Consider the following 22,446-nt stretch of genomic DNA (forward strand, 5'->3'; position numbering starts at 1 on the left):
ACGCGCTTCGAGCCCCGGACGGAAGAAGAGTCACGATCATGGGACGCGGAAAGCTCCGCATCTACCTCGGTGCGGCACCGGGCGTCGGCAAGACGTACGCCATGCTCGCCGAGGCCCACCGCCGGATCGAACGGGGCACCGACTGCGTCGTCGGCTTCGTCGAGCACCACCGCCGGCCCCGCACCGAGGTCATGCTCCACGGCCTGGAGACGGTCGCACGGCGCGAGATCGCGTACCGGGGCGGCACCTTCACCGAGATGGACGTCGACGCGGTCCTCGCGCGGCGTCCGGCGGTGGCCCTCGTCGACGAGCTCGCGCACACCAACGTCCCCGGCTCCCGCAACACCAAGCGGTGGCAGGACGTCGAGGAACTGCTCCGGGCCGGCATCGACGTGGTCTCCACGGTCAACATCCAGCACCTGGAATCCCTCGGCGACGTAGTCGAGACGATAACCGGGGTCCGGCAGCAGGAAACCGTCCCGGACGAGGTGGTGCGGCGGGCCGACCAGATCGAGCTCGTCGACATGTCCCCGCAGGCGCTGCGCCGCCGCATGGCCCACGGCAACGTCTACAAGCCCGACAAGGTCGACGCGGCCCTCTCCAACTACTTCCGGCCCGGCAACCTCACCGCCCTGCGCGAGCTGGCGCTGCTGTGGACGGCGGACCGGGTCGACGAGTACCTGCGCGAGTACCGCGGAGAGCACGACATCCGCGCCACCTGGCAGGCCCGCGAACGCATCGTCGTCGGCCTGACGGGCGGCCCCGAGGGCCGTACGCTCATCCGCCGCGCGGCCCGCCTGGCGGAGAAGGGCGCCGGCGGCGAGGTCCTCGCGGTCTACATCGCGGCCAGTGACGGCCTCGGCTCGGCGTCGCCCAAGGAGCTCGCCCTCCAGCGCACCCTGGTCGAGGACCTCGGCGGCACCTTCCACCACGTCATCGGCGACGACGTCTCCGACGCGCTGCTGGAGTTCGCCCGAGGGGTCAACGCCACCCAGATCGTGCTCGGCGTGAGCCGCCGCCGCTCCTGGCAGTACGTCTTCGGGCCGGGCGTCAGCGCCACCGTCGCCCGGGAGTCCGGTCCGGACCTCGACGTGCACATCGTCACCCACGACGAGGCCGCCAGGGGACGCGGTCTGCCGGTCGCCCGCCCGGGGGCGCGGCTGGGCCGCTCCCGCATCATCCGGGGCTGGATCACCGGGATCGCCGGCCCCGTCGTGCTCTCGCTGCTGCTCAGCGGGGTCCTTCCCGATCTCGGGCTGGCCAACGACATGCTGCTGTTCCTCACTTGCACCGTGGCGGCCGCGCTGCTGGGGGGACTACTGCCCGCGCTCGGCTCGGCCGCCGTCGGCTCGCTCCTGCTGAACTACTTCTTCACCCCGCCCCTCCACCGGCTCACCGTCTCCGACCCCCGCAACATCGTCGCCATCGCGATCTTCGTCGGGGTCGCGGTGTCGGTGGCCTCCGTGGTGGACCTGGCCGCCCGCCGCACCCACCAGGCGGCGCGGCTGCGCGCCGAGTCCGAGATCCTGTCCGTGCTCGCCGGCAGCGTGCTGCGCGGTGAGGACTCCGTCCCGGCCCTGCTGGAGCGGCTGCGCGAGACCTTCGCCATGGACTCGGTGGCGCTGCTGGAACGGGCCGACGACGTGGCCCCGTGGACCGCCGCGGCCTCGGTCGGGCGGCATCCGGTCGACCGTCCGGAGGACGCGGACGTCGACATGCCGATCGGGGAGAACATGGCCCTGGCCCTGTCGGGGCGGGTACTGCCGGCGGAGGACCGGCGCGTGCTGGGGGCGTTCGCCGCCCAGGCCGCCGTGGCGCTCGACCGCCAGCGGCTGCTCGGCGAGGCCGAGGAAGCGCGCAGGCTGGCCGAGGCGAACCGCATCCGCACGGCCCTGCTCGCCGCCGTCAGCCATGACCTGCGCACGCCGCTGGCCGGGATCAAGGCATCCGTGACCTCCCTGCGTTCGGAGGACGTGGAGTGGTCCGAGGAGGACCGGGCGGAGCTGCTGGTCGGCATCGAGCAGGGGGCCGACCGGCTCGCCCACCTCATCGGCAACCTCCTGGACATGTCCCGGCTCAACACCGGCACCGTCGTGCCCCTCGTCCGCGAGACCGACCTCGACGAGGTCGTGCCCATGGCGCTGGGCGGCGTACCGGAGGACAGCGTCGAACTCGACATACCCGAGACGCTCCCCATGGTCGCCGTGGACCGGGGCCTGCTCGAACGCGCCGTCGCCAACATCGTCGAGAACGCCGTCAAGTACAGCCCCGCCGGCCGGCCGGTCCTGGTCACCGCCAGCGCCCTGCGCGACCGTGTGGAACTGCGCGTGGTGGACCGCGGCCCCGGTGTCCCGGACGAGGCCAAGGACCGCATCTTCGAGCCCTTCCAGCGCCACGGTGACGCCCCGCGCGGCGCCGGCGTCGGGCTCGGTCTCGCCGTGGCGCGCGGCTTCACCGAGGCGGTCGGCGGCACCGTCACCGCGGAGGACACCCCCGGCGGCGGTCTGACCATGGTCCTCACCCTGCCCAGGGCGGGAGACGGGCCGCCCGTGGCGGCACGGCTCCCGCCCTCGGCCCTCGGCTGAGGGCGGGAGCCGACGTCACGGCCGGTACGACGCATACGGCGGGTACGAACGCCTGCGGGGCGGCCCTCCGGACGGGCCGTCCCGCGGACGTTCACCCGGGCACCGTGCAGGTGCCCCGGGTCATGTCGTCCGGCTGCGGGTGGAGCGGATGACGCCCTGCCACCCGGCCAGTCCGGCCAGCGTGGCCGACAGGCCGGCCGCCACGGCCCACGCCGTCGGCGAATCGGCCTCGCGCCAGTCCTCGTGGCCCAGGTTGGCCAGGACCACGCACACCTGCACACCGACGAGGAAGACACCGCCGCCGAGCAGGGCGGCCGTGGTGCCCGCCCGCAGCCGCACGTTCGCGGCCGCTCCGCCGCGCCACCGCACCAGCAGGACGACCAGCACGGTCACGGTCCAGATCAGCCCCGGCACGAACGCCGCGGCCCAGAAGGGCACCGCCTCGTCGGGCCCGGAGTTGCTGCTCCAGTGCGTCGCGAGCCGGTCCGGCAGTCCTGAACTCGCGGCCCAGGGCAGGCTCGTGACGACGGCCAGGACCCCCGCCGACCACAGGCCCAGACCCCTGCCGGCAGGGTTCTCGCGTATCTGTCGCTCACTCACGGCCGCTCCCTCATCCCGCGCGGCCCATGGTGAGCCGCTCTTCGCCGACCAGGCTTCCCGGCACACCACCGCCACTCTATCGGTGCGGCGGGCCGGCCCCTCGTCCGCGGGTGGCACCGGTCAGCGGCCGGCGTAGGGCAGCAGCGCCATCTCGCGCGCGTTCTTGACGGCGGTGGCGAGGGCGCGCTGCTGCCGCACGGTCACCCGGGTGACCCGGCGGCTGCGGATCTTCCCCCGGTCGGAGACGAACTTCCGCAGCAGGTCGGTGTCCTTGTAGTCGACGTACGTGATCCCGGCGGTGTCCAGCGGGCCGGGGCGGGACTTGACGGGTTTGCGGGGGTCGTGGCGTCGGGCCATGGGGGTGTCTCCTTGGGCGGGCCGTGCGAGGGAACGTCGGGAGGCTGCGGCCTTCACGGGCCGCGGCCGGAAGGCCGGGTGGTACCGAGCCGGTGTCAGGCGGCGTCGAGGAGGGTGTCGAAGGCCGCGGGGAGCTCCTTCCAGGCTTCGGGCCCGGACCGGTACTCCGCGTCCGTCAGGAGGCAGGAGTCGAGGAGCCGCTCCAGGCCGTCCCGGTCGAGGCCGGGTGAAGTGAAGACGAGGTGCTGGCAGCAGTCCCCGTGGTCGGGGTGCCAGTCGAGGGCGGCCGCCGCCCGGCGTACGGGCGGGACCATCTCCCAGGCCGCGTCGGGCAGCGACGCCAGCCACGGTCCTGCGCTCTCCACGCACAGCGCTCCGCCGGCCGCGTCCCAGGCGAGCAGGGTGTCGGGGCGGTCGGCGAGCCAGAACCGGCCGCGGCTGCGGGCTGCCGCGCAGCACAGGTCCTCCAGCGCCCGGTAGAGGCGTTCGGGATGGAACGGCCGCCGGCGGCGCCAGACGAGGGTGGCGACGCCGGCCTCGTCCGCCTCCTGCGGCAGCAGCGCGCACGCGGGGTGCTGGGCGGCCGCGGCGGCCTCCACGTCGAAACCGGCGAGCGCGGCCCGGGCGAGCTCGACGGAACCCGCGGGCACGCGCCGGGCGCACGCGGGATTCCTTCAGGGAGTGACCAAGTCCTCCTGGTAGCGGGACACATCGCGGAGGCGGCCCGGGATCCCGGGCCGGGTGGTGGACGGGCCACGGCCACGGCACCACCCGGCCCGGCTCGGGCGCCCCGGTGCCCGGTGCCCCGCGGAGCTGACCGGCGCCTCGGTGCCGCCGCGGCGGTGCCGGGCGCTCGCCGGGCTTCAGCGGACGGCGAGGGCGACGATCTGGGTGACCGCGTCCTCGGCGAAGTTGTCGTCGCTGACCAGGATCAGGGAGCGTTCGCCGGACGGAAGGTCCGGGCCCCAGGTCATGCCTTCGGTGTTGTCCACGGTGGAGAGGCCCAGCGTGTCGAAGTCGGCGACCAGCGTCTTGCTCATCGGCACGACGGGCCGGCCGGCCAGGGAGTCCACCGTCCGTACGTCGGTCGCCCCGCGCGTGGTGGCGTCGTAGAGCCGGATCCTGTATCCCGCACCGGCGACCCAGGTGCGTTCGAGCACGAGGTAGCGGTCGGGGTCGTCGGGGAAGGCGAGGAGGGACGGGACTCCGGTGTCCGGGCCCCAGGGACTGTTCGGGTCGGACTCGGCGAAGATCTTCTCGATCGGGTACGCGAACTGCCGGAGCACCCCGCCGGTGCGGGTCTGCTGGGTGACCCGGACGAGCGCGCCGTGCTCCAGGTCGGGGACCGGGCCGTCCTGGAGCAGCGGGCCCTCGACGGCGCTGGTCAGCAGCGCGCCGTGGGCGCCGAAGGTGATCGCCTCGATCGCCTGGTTCCGGCGCGGCCCGCGCTCCTCCAGGGTGACCTCGTAGTTCTGCGGCAGCCGCAGCTGCCCGAGGTAGGCGCCGGTCGGGGAGGCGAACTGGACCGACGGCTGGATCACGGGGGCGCCGGCCGCCCGGGGCCGGTCGCCCTCCTGCGCCCACCAGTAGCGGCAGGTGCGCGGGTCGACCCGGATCTCCTCCGGATCGACGGCCTTGCCGTCCCCGAGGGACGGCGGCGGGTAGACCGAGCCGTCCGCCTGACGGAACGGGTGGGTGCCCGTGAAGTCGACCGCGTGCACGCCGTCGGCGTCCACGTCCAGCCTGGCCGTGTAGAAACGTGCGGGCTGCAGGGCGGAGCGGTCGTCGCTGATGAACACGTACTCGCCGGTGCAGCGGTTGCGGTCCACCCCGGAGAGGCCGCCGACCGTGGTGCCCTGGAAGTCGAGCTTGTACGGGACGGTCCTCTCGCCGAGCAGACGCGCGGATACCGCGCGCTCCGACTGCGCTTCCGGGCCGCCGGGTCGGGCGGCCGCGGCCACGGCGGGAGTCAGCATCGAGGTGAGCAGGAGGGCTGTGGCGCACGCGCGGCGCGTCAGGGAAGCTCGCATGGAAATGATCTTTGCCTGCCCGCGACGTGCGGCGCAGTCACCCAACCGGGTGTTTGCCGCCCGGCCTTCACCCTCCCGCCCGCGGGCCGATCACGGGTTCCGTGACTGAAGCGCCGCGGCGCTTCAGGGGCTTCGGCGGGTGTTGAGGCGGGCGGCCTGGCGGGTCAGGTGGTCGCGCTCGGCGAGGTTGGGTGCCTCGTGGGCGGCCTCGGCGTAGAGCCGGGCCGCCGTCACCAGGTCGCCGTCGCGCTCGTGGAGGTACGCCGCCACCGCCGTGCGGCGGGGCAGGGCGGCGTCCAGTTCGGCGAGCGCCGCCAGGCCGGCGCGCGGCCCGTCCGCCTCCCCCACGGCGACCGCGCGGTTGAGCCGGACGACCGGACTGTCGGTCAGGCGCGTGAGCTCGTCGTACCACTCGACGATCTGCACCCAGTCGGTCTCCCCGGCAGTGGGCGCGTCGGCGTGGAGTGCCGCGATGGCGGCCTGGGCCTGGAACTCGCCCAGCCGGTCGCGGGCGAGGGCCGCCTGCAGGATCCCGGTGCCCTCGGTGATCAGCGCGGTGTCCCATTGGCGGCGGTCCTGCTCGGCCAGCGGCACCAGGCTGCCGTCGGCGGCGGTCCGGGCGGCACGCCGGGCGTGGTGGAGCAGCATGAGGGCGAGCAGCCCGGACACCTCGGGGTGGTCGATCACGTCCGCGAGCTGCCGGGTCAGCCGGATGGCCTCGGCGGCGAGGTCGACGTCGCCGGAGTAGCCCTCGTTGAAGACCAGGTAGAGGACGCGCAGCACGGTGGCGACGTCGCCGGGCCGGTCGAACCGCACGCCGGAGACGGTGCGCTTGGCCCGGCTGATGCGCTGCGCCATGGTGGACTCGGGCACGAGGTAGGCCCGGGCGATCTGACGGGTGGTGAGGCCGCCGACGGCGCGCAGGGTGAGCGCGACCGCCGACGAGGGCGTCAGCGAAGGGTGGGCGCACAGGAAGTAGAGCCGGAGCGTGTCGTCCACCGCGGGCGCCGGCCCGGGGGCCGGTTCCTCCTCGGCCCGGTCCTCCCGTCTGCGGCGGGCCGCGTCCGCGCGCGTAGCGTCGAGGAAGCGGCGCCAGGCCACGGTGACCAGCCAGCCCTTGGGGTCCCTCGGAAGCTCGGCCGGCCAGGTGCGGACCGCCTCGATCAGCGCCTCCTGCACCGCGTCCTCGGCCGCCGCGAAATCGGCTCCGCGGCGGACGAGGACGGTGAGCACGGCCGGCGTGAGGCTCCTCAGCAGGACCTCGTCCATCGATGCGGTCACTCCGTCGTCATGCGGCGGTCACCACTGGTCACCAGTGGTGACAAGTGGTCACTCGGCGGTCGCGGCTGCGGTCAGCCGTGGCAGTCCGCGGTGGTGGGCGGCGCGGCCAGGAACGGGCGCACCTCCAGCCACTCGTGGATCGGCTTCCCGCCGGCCCCGGGGGCGGCCGACAGCTCCCCGGCCAGCTCGACGGCGCGCTCGCGGGTGTCGACGTCGATCACCATCCAGCCGGCGATGAGGTCCTTGGTCTCGGCGAACGGGCCGTCCGTCACCGGCGGGCGCCCCTCGCCGTCGTAGCGGACCCACATGCCGTCGGGGGCGAGCGCCTGGCCGTCGACGAACTCGCCCGTCTTCTCCAGCCGGGCCGCGAAGTCGTTCATGTACTGCACGTGCGCCGAGATCTCCTCCGGCGTCCACCGGTCCATGGGCACGTCGTTCACCGCAGCCGGGGCGCCGCGGTAGTGCTTGAGCAGCAGGTACTTGGCCATCGTGTTTCTCCTCGGTGCCGGTGCGGCCCATTCTGGTCGCACTCACCCCGGGGACGGAGCCCGAAACGGTTTCTCGACATCGCCGCCGGAATCTTTTTCAGGCCAGGTCGAGGAGCTGCTCGTGGAAGCCGCCGAAGCCGCGCTCCTGGTCCACGAGGTGGATTTCGAGGATCCAGTGGCAGGGGCGGCCCGCGCGGTCGGTCCGGCGCAGCGGCGTGTCGTTGTCCGGGACGACGTAGGACTCGAACCTCGCTCCGTCGACGGTCTCGTGGGGGAACTCCCCCACGAGATGGCCCGCGTGCCACCCGCCCAGGCTCCAGCCCGCCTCGGCGGCGAGCCGTTCGACCTCCGCGTACAGCTGCCGTCCGGTGATCCGCAGGTCGGCGTGGAAGGCGTGACGGCCGGCGGCGAAGACCTTTTCGAGGTCGTCGCGCAGGCGGTGCTTGGCCGGGTCCTCGCCGAAGACGAAGGTCCGGCCGAAGTCGGCCTCGTATTCCTCGAAGATCGGGCCGAAGTCCGCGAAGGCGATGTCGTCCTCGCCGATGGTGCGGTCCGGCGGGTTCTCCTTGTACGGGAACAGCGTGTGCGGGCCCGAGCGGACGATCCGCTTGTGCCAGTGCTTCGTCGTCCCGAACATCTCGTTCGCGAGGTCCCGGATCCGGTCGCTGACCTCCCGCTCTCCCGCTCCGGGTGACACCAGGCCGCGGGCCTCGACCTCGGCGAAGAGGCGTTCGGCCTTGGCCTGCGCCTCGACGAGTCCCCGGACGCGCAGCTGCTCGTCCATGCGGGTGGGTACGCCCATGGTCCTGCCCCTCTTCCCTCTTGCCGGGTCACGCTGCGGAGCCGCTCCTACGTTCTTGATCAAGCATCTGCCAGGGCCACCGGCCAAATCAACGTGCACCTGCATGACCCGTTGCCGAAATGGGTCATGGATTCCCGTGTGGGCGATATATCGCTCTCACCCGAATCCCGGATTCCGGTGGGCGGGAGGAAGATGAGGATGTGAGGGGGCCGACGCGCGGGTGCTGACCCCGGCCCGTCGGCTCCGGGCCCGCCGCAGTGGGCGAAGGAGGTCCGGTCGTGGTCGCGTCCGAGGCGTTCCGGGCCGATTCCGGCCCGGCGAGAGTGGTTCCCGCCGAGCCGGGCGGTCTGCTGGACGTGCTGAGCGTGGCCGCGGTGGTCCTGGACGCCGAGGGGCGGATCGCACTGTGGAGCCCCCAGGCGGAGGACCTGTTCGGCTGGTCGGCCGACGAAGCACTGGGCCGGCCCGCGGCGGAACTGCTGGTCGCCGACGAGTACGTCGGCCTGGTCCTCGACCTGTTCGCCAAGGTCATGGAGGGGGGCGGCGCCTGGGCCGGGGTGTTCCCCGTACGTCACAAGGACGGTTCCACGAGGCTGGCGGAGTTCCGCAACATACGGCTGCAGGACGAGCACGGCGGCGTGTACGCCCTGGGGATCGCCTGCGACGAGGCCGTGCTGCGGGGCGTGGAGCGGGATCTGGCGCTGTCGGTGCCGCTGGTGGCGCAGTCTCCGCTGGGGCTGGCGGTACTGGACACCGACCTGCACTACGTCATGGTCAACCCGACGCTGGAGCGGATCAACGGCCTGCCCGCCGAGCAGCACCTGGGCCGCACGCCCCACGAGGCGCTGCCGTTCCTCGACACGGACGTGATCGAGGCGTCCATGCGCCAGGTGCTCGACACCGGCACACCGCTGCTGGACCAGTACGACATCGGGCACACCCCCGCCGATCCCCACCGGGAGCACGCCTGGTCGGGCTCGTACTACCGGCTGGAGGACCCGCGCGGCCGGGTGATCGGCATCGCCCTGGTGGTGGTGGACGTCACCGACAGCTACCGCGCGGCCAGGGAGGCCGCCGAAGCCCGCAGGCGCCTGGACCTCCTGGTCCGGGCGTCGGTGACCGTGGGAACGACGCTGGACCTGGAGCGCACCGCACGCGAGCTCGCCGACCTGGTCGTGGCCGACCTGGCCGACATCGCCTCGGTCGACGTCCTCGACTCCGTGCTGGAAGGCAGCGAGGCCGAGGCGCCCGGCCTCGGCACGGGGCAGGCGCTCTTCATGGCCCTGGCGTTGTCGGCCTCGTACGAGACGGCCGCCCTGGGCGCCGCGGACCCGGTGGGCAAGCGCACCACGTATTCGGCCGAGCGCCTGGTCACCCGCTGCGTGAGCACCGGCCATCCCGTGCGGGTCTCGCACGTCACCGGCACGGAACTGGCGCAGATCGCGCGCGACGGAGCCGCCGCGGACCTCCTCGCCCGGGAAGGCGTGCACTCCTACCTGGCCGTACCGCTCATCGCCCGCGGTCAGGTCCTCGGCGCCCTCGGCCTCCTGCGCACCCGCAATCCGCGCCCCTTCGACGACGACGACGTCACCCTGGCCGGCGAACTGGCCACCCGCGCCGCCATCGCCATCGACAACGCCCGCTGGTACCACCACGCCGCCGGCACCGCCCTGGCCCTTCAGCGCCACCTCCTCCCGCACCCCCCGCCGCGGGCCACCGGCCTCCGGATCGCCTACCGCTACCAGCCGGCGGCGGCCGCGAGCGGGATCGGCGGCGACTGGTTCGACGCGATCCCCCAGCCCGGGGGCAGGACCGCCCTCGTCGTCGGTGACGTCATGGGGCACGGCGTCCACGCCGCCGCCACCATGGGACAGCTGCGCACGGCCACCCGCACCCTCGCGGACCTCGGCCTCGACCCGGCCCGGGTCCTGCGCCACCTCGACCACATCACCGCCGAGCTGGACCAGACCATCGCGACCTGTGTCTACGCCACCTGGGACCCGCACCTCTCCCGCTGCCGCGTCGCCCTCGCCGGCCACCCGCCGCCCGTCGCCGTCCGGGCGGGGCGGGCCCCCGAACTGGTCGACCTTCCCGTGGGCGTGCCGCTGGGCACGGGCGGCCTCGGGGGCCCCGATTTCGAGACCGCCGTCCTGAACCTGGTGCCCGGCGACCGGCTGGTCCTGTACACCGACGGCCTCGTCGAGACCCGCGACCACGCGCTGGACGACCGCCTCGACCAGCTCCTCAGCCTCCTCGCCGATCCCGGCCTCCCTCCGGAGGCGACCTGCGACCGGCTGCTGGCCGCGCTGCGGCACCCGGACGCGGCCGACGACGTCGCCCTCGTCATCGCCGATGTCATCGCCCATGTCCCGCCCCACCCGCCCGCCTCCGGGGCGGACCCGCACTGAGCGGCACCCCGGGGCGGTGGCGGACGCGCGCGATCCGGTCAGATCCGGGTCTCCCGCCACCAAAGAGGTCGGAAAATCAGGGGGTCCCTTTCATCGGATCGTACGAAGCGCCGGGCCGGCCGCCTCTGGAACATTGAGGGGGTCACGGCTGATGAGCACGGCCACCGCACGGGTCGGCTCCGGTCCGATGCCCGGCGATCCCTGACCGGCGGGCCGCCGTACGCCCGGTCCGTCCGCCGGGCCACCGGACCACGGGGCAACCCGGCTCGTCCACCGGACCGATCGCCGGTGGCCGCTCGACCGAGCGTCCACCGGCGGCACCCGGCCGTGCGACGCGGGTCAGCCTCCGACTCCCCGACTCCCCGACGCCCCGTCACGCCGACGGGCGGCGGCGCAGTGCGCTGCGGCCGTGCCGCCAGGCGTTCAGGACGTGCTCGGCGAGCCGCTGCTCCACGAGCACCGTGGCGTCGCAGCCGAAGGCCACCTGGCCCTCCAGCCCGGGCTCCTGCTCCAGCAGGCCGCCTATCACCTCGCGCCGTGCGACCTGTTCGTGGACGGCGTCGGCGGTGACGTGCTCGGCGTAGAAACGGATCGCGGCCGGTCCGGCCCGGCAGGCGGTGAGCGCCTCGACCATGCGCCGGGCACCGGGCGACGAGGTGGTCTCCACACAGGCGAAATGGCCGGCGAGTGCGCCGCGCCATGCCCGGTGGAGTCCGAAGAGGGACATCAGGTTGACGGTGGCGAGGGCGGCGGCCGGGGCGCGGCCCAGGTAGTGGCCGTAGGCCGGGTCCAGGCCGAGCTCGGCCATGAGCTCGGCGAACAGCCGGGCGTGTACGGCGTCGGGGCGGCCGGCGCCGAACTCGTCGTACTCGATCGCGGCGAGGGCGGCCTTGGGCCTGCCGGTCAGCCGCGGGAGGGCCCAGGCGTGGGGGTCGGCCTCCTTGAGCTGGTAGAGGGAACGCAGGACGGCGTACTCGCGCACGAGTTCCAGGTCGGCCTGCTCGGCGAGGTGGGCGCTGACGCTGCCGGACGTGTCGGCGGGCTCGCGGAGCAGCGGTGCGAACGCCTCGGCGACGGTGCGGTCGCCGGGCAGGGCCCGTGCGAGCTCCGCCAGGAAGCACTGTTCGAGTCGGGCGCGGAAACGCAGCAGGTCCGGGTCCCACTCCAGGGCGTCGGGTACGTCCGGCAGGCCGCGGTAGTGGAGTTCGTACAGGAGGTAGAGGGCCAGGTGGAGGTCCTCTCCCCAGGGGTCGGCCTCCGCCACGGGGCCGGTCGCTCCGCGGCCGCCGGCGTCGGTGCCGTCGGGACCCGCGGCGTGGTTGCCGATGGTGCCGCCGGTGAGCAGGGCGTTGCCGACGGCGGTGCTCAACGGGCCGCGGGGCTCCGCCCGCCACGGTGGGAGGGCGGTCGTGGGGAGGGCGGTCGTGGGGACGGCGCTCATCGGCGCTCCTTGCGCCGGTGGCTGGTGTCGCACCACGGGTAGGTGCGGCTACGGCGACAGGTGCACAGGGCGACCATGAAGCGGTCGCTGCGGACCGTCGTACCGTCGGGGGTGACGACCTCGACCGGCCCTTCCACCAGGACCGGGCCCCGGGGGTCGATCAGTACGCGGCGGACGGACGGATGTCCGGCCCGTCGGGGATCAGGGGCGCTCTGCACGGATCACCACCAGCTTCTCCCTGGTTGCGGACTCGGGGACCAGGCCCTGCCGGTGCAGCCAGGCCCTCCTCGCCCGTCAGGACCGGCCCCCAGGGGATGTCGGCGCGCCGCACGATGCGGGCCGCCAGGCCCTGCTCCTTTAGGCGGGCACCGTCGTCGCGGCACCGCACAGCGCGGAGTGCACGACCAGCAGGACGCCGCCCGACTCCAGCCAGCCGGCGGCACGCCGGCACAACTGGTCGATGACGGCGCGGCCGTCCGGACCGGCGTCCCACGCCACCGCATCGCCCGCGCCGCGCACGCATGGAGCGGGGACGTAGGGCGGGTTGCTGATCACGAGGTCGAAGCGGCGCCCTTGAGCGCAGGTGGCGGCGTCGGCCCGTTCGACGTGCAGGGGGAGCCGGCTGCGCCGGGCGTTCAGCCGGGCCGTGAGCACCGCTTGCCGGGAGACGTCCACGGCGGTGACCGCCGCGCCCCGGCGCGCGGCCAGCAGGGCCAGGAAGCCGGAACCGGTTCCGACCTCCAGGACGGCGCAGCCGGGCTCGATCTCCTCCTCGGCGAGGGCGTCGGCGAGGAGTCCGGTGTCGGCTGCGGGACGGTAGACGCCCGGCAGCAGGGTGAGGCTGGTCATGTGTGTCGACTCGGCTCGGCGGGCCGGTCCGCTGCCGCTACCGGCCGCGCAGGGAGTCGTCGATGCCGAGGGCCCGGTCCTTGGCCTTGCCCATGGTTTCCTTGGCCTTGCCCTTCAGCTGTTCCATCTTGCCCTTGGCCTTCGCAGACATCACGGGGCTCCCTTCCGGGACGATCTCGCTGCGTCATCTCGTTGCGCAGTCGTCTTCCGCCGACGCGCCTGCCCGCGGAGCCCGCTCGTACACACACGCGTACCCGCACGGAGTGTGAAGGAGCTCCCGCGGGTAGGCGCGGGGCATGGCCCACATCGGATGCATGCCGATGACCACCACGTCCGGTCCGCTCCCCGGGGCGGCCGCGGCCTCCCGTGTGCGCGCGGCGCTGTTCGACGTCGACGGAACGCTCACCGACACCAACCCCCTGCACGTGACGAGCTGGTGGGAGGCGTTCCGGCAGGCCGGACACACCGTCCCCATGCACACCGTGCACCACGCCCTCGGCCTGCCCGGCCCGGCCCTGCTCGAACGCCTCCTCGGCAAGGGCCACGACCAGGAGGAGAAGGACGGCATCAGCGCCGCGCACGACGCGCTCTACGCCACCTACTTCGACCGGATCGCGGCCCTTCCCCGCGCCGGCGATCTGCTGCACGCGCTCGCCGCCGACGGCTGGCGCATCGTCCTGGTCACCTCGGCCTCCGGCGCCGAACTGTCGGCACTGCGCCGGGCCGTCGATGCAGACGACGCCATCCGCGCGACCACCAGCGCGGACGACGTCGAACGCGGCAAGCCGCATCCGGAGCCCGTGCACCGGGCCCTGGAACTGGCGGGCGCGGCGCCCGACCGGGCGGTCCTGGTCGGGGACAGCGTCTGGGACATGCAGGCCGGACGCCGGGCGTCGGTGAACTGCTGCGTCGGTCTGCTCTGCGGCGGCGTCCCGGCCGAGGACCTGCGGTCCGCCGGGGCGGACTCCGTGGTCAGGGACCCGGCAGAGCTCCTGCATTCGCTCGGCTCCGGGCCCTTCTCACGGATCACCGCGTAGGGAGCGTGTCCGCGGCCGTGTGCCGCGCGGACGTGCCCGCGTGCCGCGTCGACGTGCCTGCGCCGGTCAGGTGCCGTCCTGTTCCGTGCCGTGCGGTGCGCGGAAGAGCTCCAGGAGGCCGGCGATCTCATGACCGGCTTCGGCCGGGTGGCGGAACAGCGACCCGGGCACGATGGTGTAGTGGTTGCGGCGGCCGTCCTCGGCGCGGCTCCGCGTGAGGTACCCGGCCTCTTCGAGGTCCGCGACGATTCCCTGCACGGTGCGTTCGGTGACGCCGCAGGTGAGTGCGACCTCGCGGAGCCGTACGCCCGGGTCGCGGGCGATCGCGAGCAGGACGCGGGCGTGGTTGGTGAGGAACGTCCACTCCGACCGGCGATCAGATCCAGATCCAGATCCTTCCATGAGATACGTGTGCCCCATTTCCGGACGCTAAGCGATCATATGTAATGGTTTTCACGTAAGTATTGACGCATAAGGTGCAAAAAGCCACAATGCTGCTCAGGGAGCGAACGACTCCCGTGACCGTTCCCGCCGCCGACCGGCCCGTCAGGCACCCGCCGGATGACGGGGACTCGCCTCTTCTCCGGAGGTGGCACATGACGCCTGCCATCGGTCAAAGGCCCCGCGCCGACAGGTGCGGCTGGTGCGGGAGAGCAGCCACGCTCCATGCGAACGCTCCCGACTCCTCCTACCTCGATCCCGTCGACCCGGCGGGTGACGGCCGCCGGCCCGTGGCCGCGTGCAACCCCACCCACATGACGCAGGTCTCTGCCGCACTCCAGCGGCGTCCCTTCCACTATCCGGAGCTGTGGGCAGGACGGATCGCCCGGATACAGGCGGCGCACCCCCGCGACATGGGCCTGGAAGACCTGGCCCGCGAGTCCGGGCTGACGATCGCACAGCTGGAACAAGCCGCCCTCTGGGCGGGCCGCGCAGCCGTCCCGCGCGTTGCCTCACACGCCCTGCCGTCCACCGGCCACACGGACGGCTCCGGCCACACTGACGACTCCACTGCGGTGGACGGGTGGTGACGGAGACCGGTGGTGGCGGAGGAGACCGGTGGTGGCCAAAGAGACCTGTTGGGCGGAAGAGAGCGGCCTCACGGTGCGGGCGGCGGCAGCAGCGGGCCGAGGGGGCCGAGGTCGATGTTGAGCTCCTCAAGGCCGAAGCCGTGCTGCGCACACAATTCGATCATGCGGTCATGGAGGGCGAGGAGGGTCGCTCCCAGCTCCTCCTCCTGTTCGTCGCTGAGCCCGCCCGCTTCGACACGCCGGACGGCCTGCCGCTCGATGAGTTGCCTCAGCAGTTCGACCACGGTCAGGACGAGCTTGACCAGGTCCTCCCCGACCGTGTCGGGGTCGGTGCGGATGCGGCGGCCGCCGGAGCCGCTGCCCGCGGGCGGCCGGTCGGCCGGGGAAGCCGGCAGCAACCGCACCGCGTCGGCCATGGTGTCGCTCACGGCCTTCAGATCCGGCCCCGGGACGGGGGGAGGGGGCGGGCGCGGGGTCTCCTCGCTCATGGTGCTCCACCTCCCGGTGCGGGTCGGGACGGGGCGGCCCTGGCGTCGGGACCGACGGTGGCCACGGAGTCGACGGTCGTGACGGAGCCGACGGTCGTGACCGAGCTGATGAGGGCACGCAGGGAGATGCGGACGAGGTCGATGTCCGCGATGGACAGGACGATGTCGCCGGTGATGACGACGCCCCCGGCCAGCAGCCGGTCGAGCAGGTCGACGAGGGCGACCTGCCGGGCCGGCAGGACCGGGTCGGGGCGGCGGTCGACGGACGTCATGGCTGTGACGAGGGGTCCGGCAGCGAGGCGGCGAACGAGTACGGGGCCCACGGGCCGGTGACCTCGACCCGGATCCCGGGAAGGTCCTCGCCCGCACGGTGGACCGCCGCCCTGAAGGCGTCGGCTTCGCCGTCGGGCACGAGGAAGGCGTCGTTGAGCACGTTCTCCCCCACGGCCGACTCGGCCAGGGGACCGCTCTGCGGGGCATGGCTCACCCGGGCCGCCCCGTACTCCCGGCCGACGGCGGCGATGCGCTCGGCGGCCAGCTGCGCCTGCCGGTAGTGGTCCTCGCGGATGTCGTGCTGGGCCCGGCGTGCCCGCAGGTACGCCTTGCCGGGGCTCACGGGGGCGGGTTCCGCGGCGGCAGCGGATGCGGCGGGTGGGTCGGGTGCGGCGGCGGGGCGTACGTAGACCTTGACGCCGTACTCGGTGCGCGAGCTGAGCCGGGCCAGCCGCGTGGCGAGTTCCTGCGCCTCCTCGTGCAGTGCCCGCAGCGCGCCGGCGTGGTCTTCGTAGAGCGTGGCCATCCGCAGCGGCAGGACGGTGGTGCGTACGGCGAGCGCCTCCACCACGCGGTGGTGGGCGCGCGCGGTGTCCTCGAGCCAGCGGAGGTCCTCGAAGCGGTCCCTGAGCACGTCCTCGGCCCAGTCGGCGCGCGGAACCTCGCTGATGACGAAGGCGACGGGCCCGGACTCCTCGCCCGGCGGCAGCAGGAGGCCGACCGGGCTGCCGGCCACCCCGTCGAGCGTCGGCAGGAGGTCGTCCAGCACCGGAGCGGGTGGCGTGGCGGCGTAGACGTAGGTCAGCGTGGCTGCGACGGGGGTGTGCATCACTCGGTCCTCCGCCTGCCCGCGGCGCGCGTGGGCCGCCGCTCCCGGGCCCGGTGGTCCTGCTCCCCTTCGTCCTGCTCCCCTTCGCCCTGCTCCACGTCCTGCTCCCCGTCGCGGCGCAGCTGTTCCAGCTCGGCGCGCAGGCGGCGGTTCTCGGCGGCCAGCGACCCGCCGTCATGCCGGGAGGACAGCGACGGATCGTGCTCCCACCAGTCGATGCCCATCTCCTTCGCCTTGTCCACCGAGGCGATCAGGATCCGCAGCTTGATGGTGAGCAGCTCGATGTCGAGCAGGTTGATGCGGATGTCGCCGGCGATGACGATGCCCTTGTCCAGGACGCGTTCGAGGATGTCGGCCAGGCTCGCCGAGGAGCTCGGCGGATAGCCGGCCATCGGCGGCCCCGTACCGAACCTGCGGTCCAAGGGGTTCGTCATCCGGTTCACCTCCCGGTCGTCCGGCGGCCGGCCCGGACCGGCCTGCACGGTCGGTGCCTGCGCGCGGTCACGGTTCGCCCCTGCGGTAGTGGTCGATCTCCACCAGGCGGTCGATCAGCAGGTCTTCCTCACGCTCGAAGGTCTCCTCGTCGATCTCGCCCGCGGTCAGTCGGCGCTCCAGCTCCGCGAGCCGGGCCAGGACCGGCGCCGGGTCGTAGTACTCGGCCTCGGCGGTCTCCGCGACGCGCTGGGCCACCCAGACCACGCCCCGGACCGGGAGCAGCGGCGCGGTGAGCAGTTTCTCCAGCAGGCCCATCGCCGGACCCTCCTCTCTCCGGCCGACCCGGTGGACGTGGGGCGGCCCGGTGGACGTGGCGGCGGCCTACGCCACGAAGCTGTACGGCGGCAGCGGTCCGACCAGGCGGACCGTGACCCCGTCGTCGGGGGCCCGGCCGAGGTCGGCGTGGGCCTTGAGCAGGGCGTCCTCGCCGCCCCGGGGCACGAGCACCGACAGGTTCAGGAAGTCCTCGCCGCCGGGGGTGTGGAGGATGCTCTCGCGTCCGAGCGGCATCAGCGCCCGGCACAGTTCCGCGGCCGCGTTCGAGCGCCGCACGTCCACTTCGTCGGCGATCATGCGCCCCAGCTCCAGGGGCAGACGCGGGTCCTGGGATCCGGCGAGGATCTCCTCGTTGAGCCCGCGCCCCCGGGGCGAATCGTCCAGGATCCGGCGGAGCAGGCGGTCCTGCTCCCAGGACGCCTTCACGTTGTACTCGGCGCAGCCCTGTACCCGTTCCAGCGCGGCCCGGTAGGCCGGTTCCTGTTCCCGGAGCACGTGGCGGACGGCCTCGTCGTCGGGTGCGGTGTATCCGAACTGGAGCGGCAGCGGAGTCCCGTCCGCCATGAGGCCGTTCTGGACGGCCTGGTGAGCGGCGACATCGCGCCTCTTGGGGCGGATTTCCTCGTCGACGTCACTGACCACGGCGTTCAGCTCCTGCGTGGAGACGACCCGTACCGGTCCGGCGTGGGCACCGACGCCGGTGATGCCGTCGGTCCGGCAGGGGTGTTCGCGCAGGGTGATGGCATACACGTAGACGGCCACGGTTCACTCCCTCTCCCGCCGCACCGGCCGCCGGGCCGGCCGCCGGCGCCGAGGAGGTTCCTCTGCCTCCTGCTCGCGCTCGTCCTCCTGCTCGCGTTCGTCCTCCTGCTCGTCCTCCTGCCCGCCCTCGTCCTCGCTCTTGCCCGTGAGGGACTTCGTCACGGCATCGATCGCGCCGCCGAGCGCGCCCTTGGTCTTGCCCCGGCTTCCGCCCTCCATCAACTTCTCCGCTACGTCCGGGAGCTGGGCGGGCGTACCGGGGCCGGATTCCAGGTCCAGCCGGTTGCACGCCTCGGCGAAGCGGAGGTAGGTGTCGACGCTCGCGATCACGATCCGGGCGTCGATCTTGAGGATCTCGATCCCGACCAGGGAGACCCGTACGAAGGCGTCGATGACCAGCCCCCGGTCGAGAATGAGTTCCAGGACGTCGTAGAGGCTGCTCGTGTTGCCTCCGCCGGCGCGGCTGAGGCCTCCGCTCGCCCCCTGCGGCATCACCGTCATGGCGCTTCCCTTCCCGGCTGGGTGGCGTCAGCCGCCCGGCCGGTCGATCATGCCCCGGCTGTACCTCCGGGTCCGTTCGTAGGAGATCAGCTCACCCTCCTCGTCGAGTGCGACCCTGTAGCTGCCCATGACGCTGGTGGTGTCCGGAATGCGTTCAAGTTCGACCACCTCCACCACCGCCTCCCAGCCGTCATCGGTGGGCTTGAGGGACGAAACCGACTCCGGGCGCCGGCCGAGCAGTTCCGACAGCTGCTCCGCAGCTGCCCGGAGCGCGGCCGCCGCGCCGGGTGCGTTTCCGCCCTTCCGGGAGGCGGCCTTCCTGCGCGGGGGCGTGCGAGCCGGTGGCTCACCGCCGCCCTCCGAGGACGGTCGGCGCCGGCGACGTGCCGGTTCTGGCGTGGCCATGTGCTTCTCTCTGCCGGATCTCCGTGGACTATGGGCGCCTCCCCCGACATATCCGCACCACACCTCACATTCGGGAATTTCTCCGCATCAAACGGAATATCCGGCCGCAGGGCGAGCAGCCGCCCTATGAGTACCCGCACCGGGGACACCCCGGTGCTCGACCCCACCGCCGGGCAGCGGCCCGGTGATTGACCAGCGTGGGAAGGGAACAGGCAGATGGACGACACGACGAAGCTCGCCCTGGCAGCCGCCATTGCCGGGGGCTACCTCCTGGGACGGGCGAAGAAGGGCCGCATGGCCCTGTCGCTGGCGACGTATCTCGCCGGCCGCAGATTCGCGCTGGACCCCGGCCAGCTCATCGCGCAGGGCGTCCGCAAGCTCGGGGAGATGCCCCAGACCGCCGAACTGGGCGAACAGCTCCGTGGCGAGGCACTCGACGCGGCCCGCTCGGCGCTCACGACCGCGGCCACCCGTCAGATCGCCGGTCTGGCCGACAACCTGCACCAGCGCACGCTCGAACTCACCCGTGGCCGCAAGGAGTCGGACGAGGACGAAGGCGCCGACGAGGAAGAGCGGTACGAGGACGAGGAGTACGAGGAGGAGCCCTACGAGGACGAAGCCCCCGCGGACGACGATGCGTACGAGGAGGAGCCGGAGGAGGAGGGAGAAGGGCGCTACGAGGACGAGGGGCCCTATGAGGAGGAGGACGAGGAAGAGGAAGAAGGGGCCTACCGGGACGAGGAGGAGCCGGAGGAGGAAGAGGACGAAGAGGGGGAGGACGAGGAGGAGGCCGAGGAGCCTCGTCCCCGTGCACGGGCCCGCGGCAGTGGCACCCGTACCGCCGGATCGGCCGGCGCTTCCGGGCGCAGCAGCGGTCGTGGCGCCGAACCGTCCAAGGCATCCCCCTCCCGCCGCCGCACACCGGCGAAGAAGGCGGACACGGCGGCCGGGAAGCCGGCGGCCGGGAAGAAGGCGGCACCGGCCAAGAAGGCCACGCCGGCGCGGAAGAAGGCCGCACCGGCCAAAAAGGCCCCGGCAGCCAAGAAGACGGCTGCACCGGCCGGGAAGACCGCACCGGCCGGGAGGAAGGCCGCACCGGCCAAGAAGGCCACACCGGCACGGAAGAAGGCCGCACCGGCCAAGAAGGCCCCGGCAGCCAAGAAGACGGCTCCGCCCACGAAGAGTGCCGCCAGGCGCACCCGGGCCAAGGAGACCCCGAAGAAGTCCTCTTCCGCGAGCCGCACCGGCACCAAGAAGACCGCCTCCGCCCGGCCCCCGGCCAAGAAGGCGGCGGCGAAGCGCGCGCCGGCCAAGAGGACGTCGGCACGCAAGTCGTCGACGCGGAGGTAGTGCCATGGCCACCACACACCGTGCCATCGAGCCCGAGGACACACGGTCCGCCATGGACCAGCTGTTCGACGAGCTCGGCGGGTTCCTGTCCGCCCAGGCGGGCCAGCTGGCCGACAAGGCCGTCGACAAGCTCGGCGACGTCACCGAACAGCTCTTCGACGTGGCCGACAACGGAGGCTCGCTCGCGGACATCGGCGGCCGCCTCCTCCAGGGCGACTCACCCCTCAAGGCCGCCGTCGGCACCACCATCGACAGCGTCAAGGACAAGGTCAAGGACATCGGCAGCGCGCTGACCGGCGGAGGCAAGAGCCGCAAGAGCGGATCCAAGCCGATCCACATCTGCGAATCCATCGACATCGGAGTCCCGCTGCGCACCGCCTACGACCAGTGGACGCTGTACGAGGACTTCAGCACCTTCGCCAAGGGCGTGCGCAGCGTCTCCCAGAGCGATGACACGACCTCGGACTGGAAGGTCAAGGTCGGCCCCTCCACCCGCAACTGGAAGGCGACCGTCCAGGAACAGGTCCCCGACGAACGCATCCTGTGGAGCTCCCAGGGCTCCAAGGGCACCACGCGGGGATGCGTCAGCTTCCACGAGCTCGCCCCCTCCCTCACTCGCGTTCTCGTGATCGTCGAGTACTACCCCTCCGGCCTGTTCGAACGGACGGGCAACATCTGGCGCGCACAGGGACGGCGCCTGCGCCTGGACCTCAAGCACTTCGCCCGTCATGTCACCCTCTCGGACGGCGAGCCCGACGGATGGCGCGGCGAGATACGCGACGGCGAGGTCGTACGCACCCATGAGGAGGCCGTGGAGGAGGAAGAGGAAGAGGCCGGGGAAGGGGCCGAGGAAGGGGCCGAGGAGTACGAGGACGAGGGCGGGGAGTACGCCGAAGCAGAGGAAGACGAGGAAGAACCCGACGCATACGAGGACGAGGACGAAAGCGCCAGTGAAGGCGAGGGCGAAGAGAATGAGCAGGAAGAAGGGGACGAGGAGGAAGAAGTCGACGAGGATGCGGAACCTTCTCCCCGTCGGCGCCGTCGCCGCCGTTGACGGCACCCCCGGGCCATCACGGCCCCGTCCTCGACGGACGCCGGCGCTCCGCGCGAATTCAGCCGGGCCGGGCCGACAAGGACAAGGGGCCGGAACGGAGCAGGAACGCGGCGCGCAGCAAACGCCGCAGCGTCCGCCGCATCCCCCACATCATCACGCCCACGCCCCACACCGTCAGCCGCATGGACATCCGGCGGACCAGGGCGCGAGGGCCCCAGCCCCCGGCGACCCGACGCCGGACCCGCCGCTTGATCCTCTTGCGTATGCGTTTCCTTTTGCCGAACATCACGAGTTCTTCCGGCCGGCGATCAGGCGGTAGACGAGCAGGAGGATGAGCGAACCGACAATGGCGGCGACCCAGGTCGAGAGTTCGAAGAATCCGTCGATGGATTCGACGCCGAAAATGACCTTTCCGAGCCATCCGCCCAGAAGGCCCCCCGCAATGCCGATGAGAGGCGTGAGGAGGCAGCCGCCCGGGTCCTTGCCCGGCATCAGGAGTTTCGCGATGATTCCGGCGATCAATCCCATCAGAATCCAGCCGATGATGCTCATGGCCCCTCGCTTCCCTTTTCTTGAATCCTTCACGAAGCCATCTGCCCGAATAAGGAATTCCGAACCATGTGGGAGGTCGAGGCATGACGGGCAACGGGAGCCCGGTGATCGAGGCGACGCTGTTCGACGCGGCGGATTACGGCGGAACCGGTGTCGCGGTCCGGCCCGACAGGTCCGACGAGGGCGGGCAGGTCGTCGCGTACTCGCTGGCCCGCCTGGGTCTGAGCCGGCTCGGCTCCCTGCGGGCCCCCGCCTTCCCCGCCGACCCCGACGACCCCTTCCGGCAGGAGCCGGGCTGGATCACCGCCGTCACGGTGTGGGCGTCCAGGCCGCACGCGTGGCCGCCGGACGACGGCCGGCGCGGCAGGACCTGGCAGGAGTACCGGGCCGACACCGCCGACCTGGGCGTGTGGGGGGTCAAGGCCGGGTACGTCCGCGTCCGGAAGGAGCCGGCGGCCGCGCCGGGTGGCGGAGCCGTCCGCGACCGGGACGCGGAGCACCGGATCGTCGTCGTGGAGTAGGGCGGGGCGCGGGTTCAGGGCCTGCGGCCTG

25 protein-coding genes and 2 pseudogenes are annotated in these 22,446 nt (G+C 72.7%); 7 read left to right on the plus strand and 20 right to left on the minus strand.

Translation table 11 applies throughout. The features are described from left to right. Window positions 1-38: 38 nt before the first annotated feature. The gene (locus AB0O36_RS03275; protein WP_365103340.1) at window positions 39-2,585 is read left to right on the plus strand and encodes a sensor histidine kinase KdpD; all 2,547 of its coding nucleotides are present in this window, start codon (window positions 39-41) and stop codon (window positions 2,583-2,585) included. 120 nt (window positions 2,586-2,705) lie between these two features. On the opposite strand, the gene AB0O36_RS03280 is transcribed toward AB0O36_RS03275, so the two are convergent. The 7 genes and pseudogenes from AB0O36_RS03280 to AB0O36_RS03310 form a co-directional block, all read right to left on the minus strand. Next, complete coding sequence (locus AB0O36_RS03280) at window positions 2,706-3,185, minus strand: hypothetical protein (RefSeq protein WP_365103343.1); 480 nt, start codon at window positions 3,183-3,185, stop codon at window positions 2,706-2,708. A 120-nt stretch (window positions 3,186-3,305) separates the two neighbouring features. Beyond that, window positions 3,306-3,542 (minus strand): 30S ribosomal protein S18, encoded by a 237-nt coding sequence (gene rpsR / locus AB0O36_RS03285; protein WP_365103346.1) that lies wholly within the window; start codon window positions 3,540-3,542, stop codon window positions 3,306-3,308. A 95-nt stretch (window positions 3,543-3,637) separates the two neighbouring features. Continuing rightward, window positions 3,638-4,174 (minus strand): annotated as a pseudogene (locus AB0O36_RS03290) (GTP-binding protein); the annotation flags it as partial. Between the two features lie 231 nt (window positions 4,175-4,405). Then, the gene (locus tag AB0O36_RS03295) at window positions 4,406-5,572 is read right to left on the minus strand and encodes an esterase-like activity of phytase family protein (protein ID WP_365103348.1); all 1,167 of its coding nucleotides are present in this window, start codon (window positions 5,570-5,572) and stop codon (window positions 4,406-4,408) included. 123 nt (window positions 5,573-5,695) lie between these two features. After that, entirely contained in the window at window positions 5,696-6,841 is a 1,146-nt protein-coding gene (locus AB0O36_RS03300; RefSeq protein ID WP_365103951.1) for a DUF6596 domain-containing protein, read from the minus strand. An 83-nt stretch (window positions 6,842-6,924) separates the two neighbouring features. Next, window positions 6,925-7,341: a YciI family protein gene (locus AB0O36_RS03305; protein ID WP_365103351.1), complete on the minus strand. Its 417-nt coding sequence runs from the start codon at window positions 7,339-7,341 to the stop codon at window positions 6,925-6,927. 97 nt (window positions 7,342-7,438) lie between these two features. Beyond that, window positions 7,439-8,143, minus strand: coding sequence for a M24 family metallopeptidase (locus AB0O36_RS03310; RefSeq protein WP_365103354.1), 705 nt, complete (start codon window positions 8,141-8,143; stop codon window positions 7,439-7,441). A 278-nt stretch (window positions 8,144-8,421) separates the two neighbouring features. Here AB0O36_RS03310 and AB0O36_RS03315 point away from each other — a divergent pair, with 278 nt between their 5' ends. Then, window positions 8,422-10,551: a SpoIIE family protein phosphatase gene (locus tag AB0O36_RS03315; protein WP_365103357.1), complete on the plus strand. Its 2,130-nt coding sequence runs from the start codon at window positions 8,422-8,424 to the stop codon at window positions 10,549-10,551. A 373-nt stretch (window positions 10,552-10,924) separates the two neighbouring features. Here the strand turns inward: AB0O36_RS03315 and AB0O36_RS03320 are convergent, their stop codons facing one another. From AB0O36_RS03320 to AB0O36_RS03330, 3 genes and pseudogenes are all read right to left on the minus strand, one after another. Continuing rightward, complete coding sequence (locus tag AB0O36_RS03320; RefSeq protein ID WP_365103360.1) at window positions 10,925-11,992, minus strand: iron-containing redox enzyme family protein; 1,068 nt, start codon at window positions 11,990-11,992, stop codon at window positions 10,925-10,927. Further along, window positions 11,989-12,210, minus strand: coding sequence for a CDGSH iron-sulfur domain-containing protein (locus tag AB0O36_RS03325; RefSeq protein ID WP_365103363.1), 222 nt, complete (start codon window positions 12,208-12,210; stop codon window positions 11,989-11,991). The genes AB0O36_RS03320 and AB0O36_RS03325 overlap by 4 nt, the downstream gene beginning before the upstream one ends. Next, window positions 12,194-12,841: pseudogene (locus AB0O36_RS03330) on the minus strand (HemK2/MTQ2 family protein methyltransferase). Before AB0O36_RS03330 ends, AB0O36_RS03325 begins: the two are co-directional and overlap by 17 nt. A 320-nt stretch (window positions 12,842-13,161) precedes the next feature. Between AB0O36_RS03330 and AB0O36_RS03335 the strand changes: the two are divergent. Beyond that, window positions 13,162-13,878 (plus strand): HAD family hydrolase, encoded by a 717-nt coding sequence (locus tag AB0O36_RS03335; RefSeq protein ID WP_365103366.1) that lies wholly within the window; start codon window positions 13,162-13,164, stop codon window positions 13,876-13,878. Window positions 13,879-13,944: 66 nt separating this feature from the next. On the opposite strand, the gene AB0O36_RS03340 is transcribed toward AB0O36_RS03335, so the two are convergent. After that, entirely contained in the window at window positions 13,945-14,298 is a 354-nt protein-coding gene (locus AB0O36_RS03340; protein ID WP_365103369.1) for a helix-turn-helix domain-containing protein, read from the minus strand. 335 nt (window positions 14,299-14,633) lie between these two features. On the opposite strand from AB0O36_RS03340, the gene AB0O36_RS03345 reads away from it, so the two are divergent. Next, a complete protein-coding gene (locus AB0O36_RS03345) occupies window positions 14,634-14,909 on the plus strand; it encodes a hypothetical protein (RefSeq protein ID WP_365103372.1) in 276 nt (91 codons plus the stop codon). A 68-nt stretch (window positions 14,910-14,977) separates the two neighbouring features. Here the strand turns inward: AB0O36_RS03345 and AB0O36_RS03350 are convergent, their stop codons facing one another. From AB0O36_RS03350 to AB0O36_RS03385, 8 genes are all read right to left on the minus strand, one after another. Further along, window positions 14,978-15,397 carry a gas vesicle protein K gene (locus tag AB0O36_RS03350; RefSeq protein WP_365103375.1) on the minus strand — a complete coding sequence of 140 codons (420 nt, stop codon included), beginning with the start codon at window positions 15,395-15,397 and terminating at the stop codon, window positions 14,978-14,980. Further along, on the minus strand, window positions 15,394-15,669 hold the full coding sequence (locus AB0O36_RS03355) for a gas vesicle protein (RefSeq protein WP_365103378.1): 276 nt from the start codon (window positions 15,667-15,669) through the stop codon (window positions 15,394-15,396). Before AB0O36_RS03355 ends, AB0O36_RS03350 begins: the two co-directional genes overlap by 4 nt. After that, window positions 15,666-16,499 carry a GvpL/GvpF family gas vesicle protein gene (locus AB0O36_RS03360; protein WP_365103381.1) on the minus strand — a complete coding sequence of 278 codons (834 nt, stop codon included), beginning with the start codon at window positions 16,497-16,499 and terminating at the stop codon, window positions 15,666-15,668. The genes AB0O36_RS03355 and AB0O36_RS03360 overlap by 4 nt, the downstream gene beginning before the upstream one ends. Next, window positions 16,499-16,891 (minus strand): gas vesicle protein, encoded by a 393-nt coding sequence (locus AB0O36_RS03365; RefSeq protein ID WP_365103954.1) that lies wholly within the window; start codon window positions 16,889-16,891, stop codon window positions 16,499-16,501. Before AB0O36_RS03365 ends, AB0O36_RS03360 begins: the two co-directional genes overlap by 1 nt. Before the next feature lie 109 nt (window positions 16,892-17,000). Next, window positions 17,001-17,249 carry a gas vesicle protein GvpG gene (locus AB0O36_RS03370; RefSeq protein WP_365103384.1) on the minus strand — a complete coding sequence of 83 codons (249 nt, stop codon included), beginning with the start codon at window positions 17,247-17,249 and terminating at the stop codon, window positions 17,001-17,003. 66 nt (window positions 17,250-17,315) lie between these two features. Beyond that, entirely contained in the window at window positions 17,316-18,032 is a 717-nt protein-coding gene (locus tag AB0O36_RS03375) for a GvpL/GvpF family gas vesicle protein (protein WP_365103387.1), read from the minus strand. A 3-nt stretch (window positions 18,033-18,035) separates the two neighbouring features. Next, a complete protein-coding gene (locus AB0O36_RS03380) occupies window positions 18,036-18,533 on the minus strand; it encodes a gas vesicle structural protein GvpA (RefSeq protein ID WP_365103389.1) in 498 nt (165 codons plus the stop codon). 27 nt (window positions 18,534-18,560) lie between these two features. Further along, window positions 18,561-18,938, minus strand: coding sequence for a gas vesicle protein (locus AB0O36_RS03385; protein WP_365103392.1), 378 nt, complete (start codon window positions 18,936-18,938; stop codon window positions 18,561-18,563). A gap of 216 nt (window positions 18,939-19,154) precedes the next feature. Between AB0O36_RS03385 and AB0O36_RS03390 the strand changes: the two genes are divergently transcribed. Together AB0O36_RS03390 and AB0O36_RS03395 are read left to right on the plus strand one after the other, a co-directional pair. Beyond that, window positions 19,155-20,288, plus strand: coding sequence for a histone protein (locus tag AB0O36_RS03390; protein WP_365103394.1), 1,134 nt, complete (start codon window positions 19,155-19,157; stop codon window positions 20,286-20,288). 4 nt (window positions 20,289-20,292) lie between these two features. Next, on the plus strand, window positions 20,293-21,342 hold the full coding sequence (locus AB0O36_RS03395) for an SRPBCC family protein (RefSeq protein ID WP_365103396.1): 1,050 nt from the start codon (window positions 20,293-20,295) through the stop codon (window positions 21,340-21,342). Between the two features lie 285 nt (window positions 21,343-21,627). Here AB0O36_RS03395 and AB0O36_RS03400 read toward each other — a convergent pair whose 3' ends face one another. Then, complete coding sequence (locus AB0O36_RS03400) at window positions 21,628-21,894, minus strand: GlsB/YeaQ/YmgE family stress response membrane protein (RefSeq protein ID WP_365103399.1); 267 nt, start codon at window positions 21,892-21,894, stop codon at window positions 21,628-21,630. Between the two features lie 83 nt (window positions 21,895-21,977). Between AB0O36_RS03400 and AB0O36_RS03405 the strand changes: the two genes are divergently transcribed. Further along, on the plus strand, window positions 21,978-22,415 hold the full coding sequence (locus tag AB0O36_RS03405; protein ID WP_365103402.1) for a hypothetical protein: 438 nt from the start codon (window positions 21,978-21,980) through the stop codon (window positions 22,413-22,415). Window positions 22,416-22,446 lie beyond the last annotated feature (31 nt).

The organism is Streptomyces sp. NPDC089799, assembly GCF_040684755.1.
Lineage (GTDB): Bacteria > Actinomycetota > Actinomycetes > Streptomycetales > Streptomycetaceae > Streptomyces.